Genomic DNA, 14159 nt, shown 5'->3' with positions numbered 1-14159 from the left:
ATAATGACAAAGATTGAGGTAAATTATGAAATACAAATTATTTGATGAGTATATTACTCTACAAGCGTTACTAAAAGAAGTTGGAATCATTCAAAGTGGTGGTGCTATTAAAAGTTTTCTTCAAAAAAATAAAGTTTATTTTAATGGAGAACTAGAAACTCGACGCGGAAAAAAAATTCGTATTGGTGACATCATTACTCTTCCAAATCAAAAATTAGAAATACTTCTGACTGTACCAAATCAAGAAGAACGAGCTGAACACGATAAGGAGCTTTTAGAAAAAAAGCGAGTTGCCTCTCTTGTAAAAGAAATGAACAAAGATATCAAAAAAGCCAAGTCAACAACAGCCAAACTAAAAGCCAATAAATATGAGAAAAAAGCTCTAATTCGCTTTCCAGGTCTTTAATATGTGGTTAAAAAACTTACAAATTCAATATTTTCGCAATTATAAATTAACTGAAATAGATTTTCACCCTGGTCTCAATATTTTTTTAGGGGAAAACGCTCAAGGAAAAACAAATATTTTAGAAGCTATCTATTTTCTTGCGTTGACACGAAGTCATCGAACTCGTTCAGATAAAGATTTAATTTATTTTTCTAACGATTCTTTAAAAATTTCTGGACAACTTGCCAAAGAAACTGGGAATATCTCTTTAGAAATTGACTTGACCCCTAAAGGAAGAACTACAAAGGTTAATCATTTAAAACAAAGTAAATTATCCGATTATGTTGGAAATATGAATGTTGTTCTATTTGCTCCAGAAGATTTACAACTGATTAAAGGGACACCAGCTCTTAGACGGAAATTTATCGACATAGAATTAGGGCAAATTAAACCAATCTATTTATCTGATTTATCACAATATCATCATGTTTTAAAACAACGAAATGCTTATCTAAAGGCAGCCCCAAAAATAGATGAGACTTTTTTAACTGTCTTGGATGATCAGCTAGTAGAGTTTGGTTGCCGTGTTATACAACATCGGACAGAGTTTCTCAAAAAACTAGAACACTTTGGTCAACAAAAACATTTAGAGCTTTCAAGTAATTTAGAAAACTTAACCATTAAGTATTGCTCTTCTATTCCACTTTCAGATCCCAATAAATTGAAAGAATCTTTCCAAATTGCATTAAGACAAAGCCGTAGTAGAGATTTATTTAAAAAAAATACTGGAATTGGTCCCCATCGAGATGATATCGCTTTTTATATTAATAACATGAATGCCACTTTTGGTAGTCAAGGACAACATCGAAGTATGGTCCTATCTCTTAAGTTGGCAGAGATTGAACTTATGGAAACTGTGACCAAAGAAAAACCAATTCTTCTACTTGACGATGTTATGAGCGAACTTGACAACAATCGTCAATTGAATTTGCTTGAAACTATCTCTCAAAATATACAAACATTTATCACAACAACAACTTTAGAACATCTGAAACATTTGCCTTCTGATATTAAAATTTTCTCAATTCATGATGGACATTTTATGGAAAATCAAGTGTAAAGTAACTGTTGTTATAGTTTACAAGGATGTCAATCTCGTTATAAAAACTCTGTACTCTGTATAGTTTGACAAATAATTATTGGAAGGGTTTAGCTCTGTTGTGGATAGGACTAAGTCCTTTTCTACCATTTGTTAATACCAATATTTTCAATAAAAATTATTTTTGAGACAATGGTAAATCTAGAGCCCTTGTCTTTTTTCTTACTATGATAGACCCAAAGCACACAAAAAACAACACCTTATTTCATGAATAAGGTGTTAGAATGAACATACATAAGATTTTGTATCAAATCGTAATCGTAAAACTTATTCTGCGTAATATGTCATACTGCTAAAACGATACATGGAAATGATTGTATGTAGTCGTGTTGAAGTGCCTGGTAACTATCTTTTTCAGTTCTTATGGAAATCTGCGATATGACAGAGATTGCTATAACTAGCAGAAACAGTGTTATAAATGCACTTAAAATCCTTCTAACAGTATTTCGAAATGCGTTCCTTGACCATCAAATCTCCAAATTCATAGTGTTGTAAGTCAATATTGATAAAAGCCTTATTTTGATCAGCAGATTAAACACAACAAATGTCGCCTTATCTCCCCCCAATAATAGATATAGCAGTTGTTTCACTGATACCAGTAATTGAGATATGCAAGCAAGTTGCACAACTTGTATCATATATTTCAGGTTAGAGAGCTCCACATAGTGTCACTGACTATGTGAAATTCTGTCTTATTTCAGTTTATAAATCCATCTTTTAGCAGCATCAATTAATTTTATAAGAAAACACCCCAATTCTTAGATGTTGTTTCCAACTTTTGGAGTGCAGTTTTCTTATAATTTATTGTACAGAATAGTTTGGAGCTTCATTTGTAATTTGTACATCATGTGGGTGACTTTCTTTCAAACCAGCTCCACTCATTTCAATAAATTGCGCCTTATCATGTAGTTCTTGGATATTAGCTGCTCCACAGTAACCCATACCAGAACGAATCCCACCAATCATTTGGAAGACGATATCTGCCGCTGCACCTTTATAAGCTACACGACCTTCAATACCTTCTGGAACTAGCTTGTTCGCCTCATTGACAGAACCCTGGAAATAACGATCGCTGGATCCTTTCTTCATAGCAGCAATGGACCCCATCCCACGATATGTTTTAAACTTACGGCCTTGGAAAATTTCTGTTTCACCTGGTGCCTCATCTGTACCAGCAAACATTGAACCAAGCATCACTGCATTTCCTCCTGCAGCAAGTGCTTTCACGATATCTCCTGAATACTGAATCCCACCATCTGCAATAATTGTTTTCCTGTATTCACGCGCCACTTGTGCCGCATCATAAATTGCAGTCACTTGAGGTACACCAACTCCAGCAATGACGCGAGTTGTACAAATTGAACCTGGACCAATCCCGACTTTTACAACATCAACTCCGGCATCATATAATGCACGTGCACCTTCTGCTGTAGCAATATTTCCTGCAATCAATGTTCGTTCCGGAAAATATGTACGAATCTCAGCAATCTTCCGAAGGACGCCTGCTGAATGTCCATGTGCTGTATCAATGACAATAGCATCTGCACCTGCTTCAAATAAAGCTTCTGCACGCTCAAATGTATCAGAAGTAACACCTACAGCACCTGCAACTAAAAGGCGACCATACTCATCTTTAGCTGCATTTGGAAATTCAATCACTTTTTCAATATCTTTAATTGTAATCAAACCAGACAAACGACCATAGTCATCTACTAATGGTAATTTTTCAATGCGATGTTCATGAAGTATCCGTTCTGCTGTTTCTAAATCTGTCCCAACAGGCGAAGTAACTAAATTTTTACTCGTCATATGTGCTGAAATAGGTTGAGTATAATCTGTAATAAATCGCATATCACGATTCGTAATAATCCCAACTAATTTACGGTTTTCAAGCGTTTCAACAACAGGAACTCCACTGATACGATAACGCTCCATCAATTCTTCTGCATCTGATACTGTATGAGTAGGTGTCAAGAAGAATGGATCGATAATAACCCCATTTTCTGATCGCTTGACTTTCCGAACTTCATCTGCTTGTTGCTCAATAGACATATTTTTGTGAATAACACCAAGACCTCCAGCACGAGCAATAGCGATGGCCATTTTACTCTCTGTAACAGTATCCATTGCTGCAGTGATAATTGGAATATTGAGTGTCAAATTTTGAGCCAATTTTGTTTGTAAATTAGCATCATTTGGCAAAACATGACTCTCAGCAGGGATGAGTAATACATCATCAAAAGTAAAACCTTTTTTCAAAAATTTAGCGTCCCAGTTAGACATCCACAAATTCCTCTTTTCTTTATTTATTGAGCATAGCTCGTATTTATTGTTAATATGATACCATTCTATCTGTATTTGTCAATCTCTATTTTATAAAAAGTAAAAACCATCACGTTAGGTGATAGTTTTGCTTATTTTTATTGAAAATAGTTAATCCCCATAGCAGACTTTACCTCAAAAAGTGTTTGACTAGCCACTTGCCGTGCTCTATCACTACCTTTTTGTAACATGGTATAGACTTCTCCCATATCTTTTGAAAATTCAACACGACGTTCACGAATTGGACCTAATTCACGCTCTAAAATTTCTAATAAATAGCGTTTTGTTTTCACGTCTCCCAGTCCACCTTGTTGATAGTGTTCTTTCATTATTGTAATTTCTCGCATATCTTCTGGACGACCAAATACATCTAAATAATGAAAAACCATATTACCGTCAATTTTACCAGGATCTTCAATCTTGATATGGTCAGGATCTGTATACATGCTCATCACTTTCTTTTGTAGAGTATCCATATCATCAGATAAATAAATACCATTATTTAAAGATTTCGACATTTTTGCATTGCCGTCAAGCCCTGGCAAACGCCCTGCTGCTTCATTTTGAGGATAAAGTCCCTTAGGTTCTACCAAGACATCACAACCATAAGTATGATTAAAAGAACGGACAATTTCACGAGTCTGTTCAATCATTGGTTTTTGATCATTACCTACTGGAACATAATTCGCTTTAAAAGCAGTGATATCTGCTGCTTGTGCAATTGGATAAACTAAAAAACCAGTCGGAATACTTTCACCAAATGCTTTTTGAGCAATCTCTGACTTGACAGTTGGGTTACGTTCTAAACGAGCTAGTGATACCAGATTCATATAATACATTGACAGTTCTGACAACTCTGGGATTTGACTTTGAATAAAAATAGTTGTCTTTTCAGGATCTAAGCCAACAGCTAAATAGTCTAATGCCACATTCCCAATTGACTCTACAATTGTCTTAGGATCCTTAGCGTGATCCGTCAAAGCTTGTTGATCAGCTAAAAATACAAATAATTCATATTCCCCTTTATCTTGTAATAAAACACGATTTCGCAAACTTCCTACATAATGACCAATATGTAACTTTCCTGTTGGGCGATCTCCTGTTAAAATAATAGGTTTTGACATCACATTCTCCTTGAATTTTCTTGATAATATTATACCATTTTCAAGAAAAAAGTGTAGGGGCTATTTTGTCACTTCTTAAAATTAGTCGACAAGTGAATTTCCTGCCTTCATACGCCAATTATAATCAGATAAAATAATATCTTTCAAAGAATAAAATGCTTGCCAATTTAGAAATTCTTTTGCTTTGGAGGCGTTTGCTAATACACTTGCTGGGTCTCCAGCACGACGTGCTACAATTTCATAAGGGATTTTTTGATATAAAATTTGTTCTGCAGTATTGTATATCTCCTTGACAGTGTAACCATGTTCAGTTCCTAGATTGAAAATCTGTGAAGTTGACGAATCTGTAAACAAATAATCAAATCCCTTTACATGTGCTTGTGCTAAATCTAAAACATGAATATAGTCTCGAACACATGAACCATCTCGTGTTTCATAATCATCTCCAAAAATTTTTAAACTATCATTTTGTCCAAGAGCTGTTTTATTAATATTAGGGATAATATGTGTCGGATTTTTAACTCTTAAACCATTTGAAGCATCCATAGCAGCACCTGCAACATTAAAATATCGAAAAATGACATATTTCCAATTATAGCGATTGGCCATCCAATAAATCATGCGTTCTCCCATCAATTTTGTCTCAGCATAAGGATTTATCGGATTTAATAATGTATCTTCATTTGCGAGTTTATCTATACAATTGTTACCATAAACTGAAGCTGTAGAAGAAAATATAATTTTATCAATCCCTACTTCTGATAATACTTTTAACACATGATTCATTCCTGCCACATTTGCAGCAAAATATTTACTTGGATTCTCAACACTTTCGCTAACAACAATTTCACCTGCACAATGTAAAACAGCATCTATTGGGTGATTTTCTAAATAATCTTTTAAAGCAACTTCATCATAAACATCAAGTTGTTTAAAATGTGCTCTTTTATCTACAGCCTCTCTTGAACCTGTTACTAAATTATCTAAAACATGCACATCGTAATCAATATCTAAAAGTGCTTTGACAGTGTGTGAGCCAATATATCCAGCTCCTCCTGTCACTAAAATTGATTTCATTATTTTCTCCTCGATTTTTATGTCAATGCAAAACTATCTTTTACTAAATATTGATATGTTTCAACTAAACTACCAATTCTATCTCCAATAAGAATACCATCAAATCCAATAGTTAAAATCTGTTCAACATCTTCACAATTTACACCGCCACCAAAAATCAACTGATATGTAAATCTAAACTTTACACTTAAATTATCCAAATAGTTTTTTAAATCTTGAAAATTTTCTTCGACTTTGGTAAATGAATAATCCTTTTCTCCTTTTAATGTTGCACTTAACATTTCATAAGCTATGATAATATGATTATCTTGAAGGTTTAAACCGTCTAAATATGTTGCACATTCAAAAATAGGATTTTCATTATTTCCTACACAAATAATAGGAGTAATCTCTGTCTGTAAAGCATTGTCAATCTTTGAACGAATAATTCTTACTGTCTCATTTAAATATTTTTGCCTTTCTAGATGACCTACAAAAGCATAATTTATGTTGTAATGTTTTAAATGTTGAGGTGATAAATCTCCTACATTCTTTCCCTTCATTGACAAATTTTGAACTGCAATATCAAAATGATATTTATCATAATCTGGTATAATAGGAGCTATAATCAATTGATGCTGCTTGCTTATTGGTTTATTGAACTTCTCTAATAATTCTAACTGTTGCTCAATAGACATCTGATTTTTTAAATTAAACACAACTAACACTTTATTATTCCTTTACAATTCTTTTGAAATATAATCTTCCACTGTCTGTTTGTAAAGTTCAAATTGAGGATTTTTTACAACATTATGAAAAGATAGTGTTTTTCTTTTCTTTAAGCCACAAAATTCCATAGTTTTATGAAATGAAATCAAAATATCATCCACATCTTTCCCATTAAAAAATGCAGTTGAATTGTTAAATGCTTCTTCTGGTGCATTCCAAGTTGTGGATAAGATATACTCCTTCTCTTTCATCAAACCACCTTGACCATAAATATCTGCAAACGAATAAAATTGACCATATTCAAAAACTTTATCCATATATAATTTTAACTTCCCTGGTACATTAAACCAATAAATAGGAAATTGAAAAATAATCAAATCTGCCCACAAAAATTTATTTCTTTCGTCTATTACATTGTAGTCCTCAACTGACGATAATTGAACATCATGTTTGTGTCGTAAATTTTCCAACATAATGTTATACAAACTAAAATTTAATTCTCCTTTACAGAAATCATGTTTTTGATAACCATTTATTAGTAAAATTCTCATTTTTTCCTCCTAAAAACTTTATAAATTTATTATACATGAATTTATTTTTCATACTTCACTCTATTCTAAAATGTAATATTTTATCCCTGAATCATTTGAAAAAAGTCAAATTTTCTAGTAAAATGAAACTAATTACAGAATTAGGAGAAAAACATTGCTTACAGTATCAGATGTCTCACTACGATTTAGTGATCGAAAATTATTTGATGATGTCAATATCAAATTTACAAAAGGAAATACCTATGGTTTAATTGGTGCTAATGGTGCCGGAAAATCAACGTTTTTAAAAATCCTAGCTGGGGATATCGAACCAACTACTGGAAGCATCTCACTCGGGCCTGATGAACGTCTTTCAGTCCTTCGACAAAATCACTTTGACTATGAAGAAAATCGAGTGATTGACGTAGTTATCATGGGAAACGAGCATCTTTATAATATTATGAAAGAAAAAGATACCATTTATATGAAACCTGATTTTTCTGATGAAGATGGTGTCCGAGCAGCTGAGTTAGAAGGTGAATTTGCTGAATTAGGCGGCTGGGAAGCTGAAACCGAAGCTTCTCAATTGCTACAAAATCTTCATATTCCTGAAACCCTCCACTACCAAAATATGAACGAATTATCAAATGGAGATAAAGTAAAAGTTCTCCTTGCTAAAGCTCTATTTGGTAAACCAGATGTTCTATTACTAGATGAACCAACAAATGGCCTTGACATTCAATCCATCTCTTGGTTAGAAGATTTTTTGATTGATTTTGAAAATACTGTTATTGTTGTATCTCACGATCGTCACTTTCTTAATAAAGTATGTACCCATATGGCTGATTTAGACTTCGGTAAAATCAAACTTTATGTTGGTAATTATGACTTCTGGAAAGAATCTAGTGAATTAGCTGCTAAACTCTTAGCAGACCGAAATGCTAAAGCTGAAGAAAAAATAAAGCAACTACAAGAATTCGTTGCTCGCTTCTCTGCTAATGCTTCCAAATCAAAGCAAGCAACTTCTCGTAAAAAAATGCTGGACAAAATTGAATTGGAAGAAATTGTCCCATCCAGCCGCAAATACCCATTTATTAATTTCAAAGCAGAACGTGAAATTGGAAATGACCTCTTAACAGTTGAAAACCTTTCTGTCAAGATTGACGGTGATATTATTCTTGATAATATCAGCTTCATTCTGCGTCCTGGAGATAAGACAGCCTTGATTGGACAAAACGACCTTCAAACAACTGCTTTGATTCGAGCTATTATGGGAGATATTGACTATGAAGGAACTGTAAAATGGGGTGTTACAACTAGTCAATCTTATCTACCAAAAGACACTAGCAAAGACTTTGCTAGTGGGGAATCTATTCTTGACTGGCTCCGTCAATTTGCAAGTAAAGAAGAAGATGACAATACTTTCCTTCGAGGGTTCTTAGGGCGTATGCTTTTCTCTGGTGATGAAGTTAACAAATCTGTCAATGTTTTATCAGGTGGGGAAAAGGTTCGTGTCATGTTATCAAAACTCATGCTTCTCAAATCAAACGTTTTGATATTAGATGATCCAACTAATCACTTAGACTTAGAATCTATTTCTAGCCTAAATGATGGTCTGAAAAATTTTAAAGAATCTATTATTTTTGCTAGTCATGATCATGAATTTATCCAAACACTTGCTAATCATATTATTGTTCTTTCTAAAAAGGGTGTCATTGACCGAATTGATGAAACCTATGATGAATTTTTAGAAAATCAAGAAGTACAAGAAAAAGTCAAGAACCTTTGGAAAGATTAAACCTTTTCGACAGTAGGAGCTGATAAAAGATTCAGTTCCTTAATTTTTAGCATTTTATTATTTATCATAACCTATGAAAAAAATCAAAAAACTTCTTAAACCTTATTATCTATTTGCATTTTTTATCCCATTTTTTATCATGTTTTTAACTTATTTTATAAATGGAATTTATTGGAAAAGTGACACTTCTCCACTTTTGGGAGATGGTTTTCATCAGTATGTCATTTTCGATGTTACTTTAAGAAATATTTTGCATGGTACAGACAGTATTTTTTATACATTTACAAGTGGACTTGGATTAAATTTTTATGCTTTATCTAGCTATTATCTTGGAAGTTTTTTATCACCTTTAGTTTACTTTTTCAATTTAAAAAATATGCCAGATGCAGTATATTTATTTACTCTGATAAAGTTTGGTTTGATGGGATTGACTTGTTTCATAAGCATTAAAAATATATTCAAAAAAATTTGTCCTTATTATATTTTAATACTGTCAACATCCTATTCTTTAATGAGTTTTGCAGTTAGTCAACTTGAAATAAAAACTTGGTTAGATATTTTTATTATTATTCCACTAATTTTACTTGGTTTACACCAATTAATTGTTCAAAATAAACGTATTCTTTACTTTACATCTTTGTCAATCCTTTTTATTCAAAATTATTATTTTGGATACATGATGGTCATTTTTCTGACTCTATGGTATTTTGTTCAAATTTCATGGAATTTTAAAACTAGAATTAAATCTTTTCTAGATTTTACAGTTATATCAATCTTATCTGGAATAACAAGTCTCATTATGATTTTACCAACCTTTTTAGATTTAAAAACGCATGGTGAAAAATTGACAAAGGTGACAACTTTACTAACTGAAAAAAGCTGGTACTTAGATATTTTTGCTAAAAATTTTATTGGTTCGTTTGACACCACTAAATATGGATCTATTCCAATGATATATGTTGGCCTCATTCCATTATTGTTAGCAGTTCTATTTTTTACATTACAATCTATTAAGTTTCACGTGAAACTTGCTTACTTTATTTTAATTACGATTTTAGTATCTAGTTTTTATTTACAACCATTAGATTTATTTTGGCAAGGCATGCATGCTCCAAATATGTTTCTACATCGTTATTCTTGGACATTTTCCATTGTCATTATCTTCTTAGCTGCAGAAAGTTTAGAACGCCTAAAGGAATTTAAACTAACAAATATTCTAGTTAGTTTTTCTATCTTAGGATTTGGGTTTATTTCTACTTTTATTTTTAAGAAACATTACAAATTTTTAGGTTCTGTTAATTTTATCTTAACATTAGAATTTTTAGTCGCTTATCTTTTAATTTTTTGGGCTTATACAAAAAAATATATCCCTTCTAAAATATTTACAGTTTCTACTTTATTATTTGTTTGTTTTGAACTCAGTTTAAATAGCTTTTATCAAATTGAAGGAATTGCAAAGGAATGGATCTTTGCAAGTAGGAATGCTTATGAACAAGATTTAACATCTATTGATTCGCTTGTTAAATATAGTAAAAAGAAAAATTTAAATTTCTTTAGAACTGAAAAATTGGCTATTCAAACTGGAAATGATAGCATGAAGTACAATTATAATGGTATCTCTCAATTTTCTTCTGTTCGTAATACTGTGGCTAGTTCTATTCTTGATAAACTTGGTTTTAAATCATCTGGAACAAATTTAAATTTACGTTATCAAAATAATAGTATTATTATGGATAGCTTATTAGGAGTAAAATATAATATTTCAACAAATAATCCTCAGAAATATGGTTTTTCGTCTATTAAGACTAAAGATAATTTAACACTCTATGAAAATAGAAATGCTAATTCACTAGCATTTCTAACAAATTCAATTTACAAAGATGTAAAGTTTAATCATTTAACGTTAGATAATCAAACTCATTTTCTCAATCAACTTTCTGGATTAAATTTAAAATACTATCATAGATTGTTTTCTCTAAAGACTCATAATGTCAAACAAGTTGGAAATAGAATAGTTGCAGAAGTAGATAAAAATGGTCATGATTCTTTTGCCAGTGTCACTTATACTTTAGAAGTTCGAGCAAATAGTCAAGTTTATTTAACTTTACCAAACTTAACTTTCTCAAATGACAACCAAAAATCAGTTGACATAACTGTAAACAACAATCAAAAAATGCATTATGGTACTAATAATGTCTTTCCTTTTTTTAATCTTGGATACTTTAATCAAAAGCAAACCATAACTGTAAAAGTAACTTTTCCATATAATTCAAAAGTTTCGTTTGATAGTCCTGAATTTTATACTCTTGACACAAATCGTTTTCAACAAGCAATAAACAAGATTCAACAACAAAAAGTATCAGTAACAACAAAACATAATACAATAACAGCATATTATCAAGCTCAACGAAATAGTTCTTTATTCTTCACCATTCCTTATGATAAAGGTTGGTCTGCAACGCAAAATGGGAAAACAATCAAAATTTCAAGAGCGCAGAATGGCTTTATGAAGGTTAATGTAAAAAAAGGAGAGGGAAAAATTAAATTGACATTTATCCCGAATGGTCTAAAAGAAGGTAGTATAGCATTTTTATCTGGAATCTCATTCTTTATTATTTATAATAAGATACGAAAGAAAAAATTGTTATAATTAAAAACCCAAACTGAACAAAAAGACAGTTTGGGTTTTATTATATATTACTAATATAAAAAAGCATCCTTTATGAATGCTTTGTAGCTCCGGCAGTAGGACTCGAACCTACGACATCATGATTAACAGTCATGCGCTACTACCAACTGAGCTATGCCGGATAATATAGTCCGTACGGGATTCGAACCCGTGTTACCGCCGTGAAAAGGCGGTGTCTTAACCCCTTGACCAACGGACCATATATGCTCTTTCACAGAACATATACTATTATACCAGTTTGGAAAACTTTGTCAATAGTTTTTATTTAAAAATTTAGTTTTTATTCATCCTTTTGACTCCTCTAAAATAGTTTTCAACTTTCCAATTTTCATTCGAGTAATTGGGCAACGGTGATCTTCATAAAAAATAATTTCTTTCATTTTTTTGTCATAACTCTTAATATTTCCAATATTAACTAAATAAGATTTATGAGGTGAAAAGAAACGCTGTGTCTCCTTGTCTTTTTCTTGAATATCTGCAATAGTACCATAAAATTCTTTAAAAAAGTTTTTACCTACAATTCTTAATTTATGAGAAGAACCTGTCGTTTCAATATATAAAATATCATTAAATGGCATTCTAACTTCTCCACCACGAAAACTATATTCAAAATAATCAACCATATCTTTATTTTCAATCAACGTTGCTTTTGTATACTCGATATTATCTTTTATATGTTTTTTAAAAGCAACATCATTCAAATTTTTATCAACAAAATCTAGTGCAGAAACTTTATATTTAAAAGTCATAGTAGCAAATTCTGATTTCGTTGTAACAAAAACAATAATAGCATACGGATTATGATGACGTATAAATTTTGCTATTTCTAAACCTTTTGTCTCTTCCCCTTTAATATCAATATCTAAAAAGTATAATTGATTTACTTCATCATTCTCAATATATTCTTTAAATTCTCTTATTTTTCCAGTTACTTTAACTTTGATAGAAATTCCCATTTCTTTTGCAATCTCTGCCAAAGTTGTTTCCATTCTTACTTGATGTGAAATTTCATCTTCTAATACTAATACTTTCATTATAAACCTTCTTTCCTTACTCTCATTGCTTGTATAAAATATTCATCTTCGATTTTAGTATCCAGAATAATTCCTTCATAGTTATTAATAATTTCTTTAATATTACTTAAACCTAAACCGCGTCCCACACCCTTTGTTGAAAAATCAGTTTGGTAAATTTCTTCCAAATCTAGAGGTCTTTTCTTACGTGAATTTTGAATAACTAAGATCGTTTCTGTATCCAGATCTACTAAAGAAACATTCAGCGTTTTTTGATAACTTTCTGCCGCTCCCTCTATTGCATTATTTAAAAGGACACTTGTCATTCTAACCAAATCTAACAATTTAATTGGCAAAGGTTTAACAAAATCTTTTACTTCAAATATTAATTCTATATTGTAATCTCGTGCCTTAAACAATGTTTGCGTCATAACACTTCTAAGTGCTGAATCTCCAACATTATTTAAATCAAAATACGTATATTTATCAGAACGAAGCTGTAAATTAGCATTTACGAGAACCTCCTGATAGATTCGCTCCACTTCTTTTATATCACCTGTATGAATAGCTGATTGAAAACTTGCCAACATCCCACCATAATCATGACGAAAACCTCGAATTTCATTATACAGATTAACAATTTCATCTGTATATTTTTGTAATTGCAGTTGCTCCTGTTCTTTTTGCTTAATTTGTTCTTCTTTTTCATATTTTTCGCGAATAGATTGTAAGTAGAACAAAATTGACATAAACATTAAAAAGCAAATTGTAGCAATCATACTAGAAAAACTATTTAAATTTTTCATGTTACTAAGCCAATGCGATATATTTAATAAAAGATGAATAAATAATAGATAAAAATTTAATTGTACAATATTTTCTTTAAAATCTATCTTTTTAAAATATTTAAAATTAAACTTAAAATAATCAATTGCTTTTAAAATGAAAACTAAAGAAATAATATTAATAAAAATATAGAACAATCCCCAATATCTATCAACAAACTTATCACCTGTAACAGAAGAAATAATAACTGAAAAGAAGGTTTCAGAACCTGATACAGCTAAAGATAAAAATAGTGCTAAAAATAAAGACGAATGTTTTTTAACTTTTTTTACTTTAACAAAGTATAAATAAAAAAATAATGGTTGAATAAAAAACATTATATATCTAACCGAATAATGTATTATTGTAGTAAAATCAGTCAAAAATACAATTCCTAAACATAATAAAGTAAAGTGAATATTCACTTTATTCACTCTACTTATCTTCTTATAACAATATACAACAGAAATAGCTTCTATAATGGAGAATATAACCCAATATATAAATTCTATTTTCACCATACTTACTC

Annotated in this window: 11 protein-coding genes and 2 tRNA genes; 4 read left to right on the top strand and 9 right to left on the bottom strand. The window is 31.1% G+C overall.

What is annotated here, in order from left to right; genetic code table 11:
* Window positions 1–25 precede the first annotated feature (25 nt).
* The gene (gene yaaA, locus HMPREF1654_RS08075) at window positions 26–406 is read left to right on the top strand and encodes a S4 domain-containing protein YaaA (RefSeq protein ID WP_003075472.1); all 381 of its coding nucleotides are present in this window, start codon (window positions 26–28) and stop codon (window positions 404–406) included.
* 1 nt (window position 407) lies between these two features.
* Window positions 408–1505, top strand: a complete 1098-nt coding sequence (gene recF, locus HMPREF1654_RS08070; RefSeq protein ID WP_003075474.1) for a DNA replication/repair protein RecF — start codon at window positions 408–410, stop codon at window positions 1503–1505.
* 840 nt (window positions 1506–2345) lie between these two features.
* On the opposite strand, the gene guaB is transcribed toward recF, so the two are convergent.
* From guaB to HMPREF1654_RS08045, 5 genes are all read right to left on the bottom strand, one after another.
* A complete protein-coding gene (gene guaB / locus HMPREF1654_RS08065) occupies window positions 2346–3827 on the bottom strand; it encodes an IMP dehydrogenase (protein WP_003075475.1) in 1482 nt (493 codons plus the stop codon).
* A gap of 137 nt (window positions 3828–3964) precedes the next feature.
* Window positions 3965–4990, bottom strand: coding sequence for a tryptophan--tRNA ligase (trpS, locus tag HMPREF1654_RS08060; protein WP_003075477.1), 1026 nt, complete (start codon window positions 4988–4990; stop codon window positions 3965–3967).
* 81 nt (window positions 4991–5071) lie between these two features.
* A complete protein-coding gene (galE, locus tag HMPREF1654_RS08055; protein WP_003077140.1) occupies window positions 5072–6067 on the bottom strand; it encodes a UDP-glucose 4-epimerase GalE in 996 nt (331 codons plus the stop codon).
* 17 nt (window positions 6068–6084) lie between these two features.
* The gene (locus tag HMPREF1654_RS08050) at window positions 6085–6774 is read right to left on the bottom strand and encodes a triose-phosphate isomerase (protein ID WP_003077384.1); all 690 of its coding nucleotides are present in this window, start codon (window positions 6772–6774) and stop codon (window positions 6085–6087) included.
* 12 nt (window positions 6775–6786) lie between these two features.
* The gene (locus tag HMPREF1654_RS08045; protein WP_003077208.1) at window positions 6787–7326 is read right to left on the bottom strand and encodes an NAD(P)H-dependent oxidoreductase; all 540 of its coding nucleotides are present in this window, start codon (window positions 7324–7326) and stop codon (window positions 6787–6789) included.
* 154 nt (window positions 7327–7480) lie between these two features.
* On the opposite strand from HMPREF1654_RS08045, the gene HMPREF1654_RS08040 reads away from it, so the two are divergent.
* Both HMPREF1654_RS08040 and HMPREF1654_RS08035 read left to right on the top strand, forming a co-directional pair.
* Window positions 7481–9103 (top strand): ATP-binding cassette domain-containing protein, encoded by a 1623-nt coding sequence (locus HMPREF1654_RS08040; protein WP_003077196.1) that lies wholly within the window; start codon window positions 7481–7483, stop codon window positions 9101–9103.
* A 73-nt stretch (window positions 9104–9176) separates the two neighbouring features.
* On the top strand, window positions 9177–11753 hold the full coding sequence (locus tag HMPREF1654_RS08035; protein ID WP_003077344.1) for a YfhO family protein: 2577 nt from the start codon (window positions 9177–9179) through the stop codon (window positions 11751–11753).
* 87 nt (window positions 11754–11840) lie between these two features.
* Here the strand turns inward: HMPREF1654_RS08035 and HMPREF1654_RS08030 are convergent.
* From HMPREF1654_RS08030 to HMPREF1654_RS08015, 4 genes are all read right to left on the bottom strand, one after another.
* Window positions 11841–11914 (bottom strand) — tRNA-Asn (locus tag HMPREF1654_RS08030).
* A 5-nt stretch (window positions 11915–11919) separates the two neighbouring features.
* A tRNA-Glu gene (locus HMPREF1654_RS08025) sits at window positions 11920–11991 on the bottom strand.
* An 85-nt stretch (window positions 11992–12076) separates the two neighbouring features.
* Window positions 12077–12826 carry a competence system response regulator transcription factor ComE gene (comE, locus tag HMPREF1654_RS08020; protein WP_003075577.1) on the bottom strand — a complete coding sequence of 250 codons (750 nt, stop codon included), beginning with the start codon at window positions 12824–12826 and terminating at the stop codon, window positions 12077–12079.
* A complete protein-coding gene (locus HMPREF1654_RS08015) occupies window positions 12826–14151 on the bottom strand; it encodes a GHKL domain-containing protein (RefSeq protein WP_014829844.1) in 1326 nt (441 codons plus the stop codon). Before HMPREF1654_RS08015 ends, comE begins: the two co-directional genes overlap by 1 nt.
* Between the last annotated feature and the right edge of the window lie 8 nt (window positions 14152–14159).

It is taken from the genome of Streptococcus intermedius SK54 = ATCC 27335, assembly GCF_000413475.1.
Taxonomy (GTDB): domain Bacteria; phylum Bacillota; class Bacilli; order Lactobacillales; family Streptococcaceae; genus Streptococcus; species Streptococcus intermedius.
The sequence above is the reverse complement of the archived record's forward strand: the minus strand, read 5'-3'. Positions and strand labels throughout refer to the sequence as shown.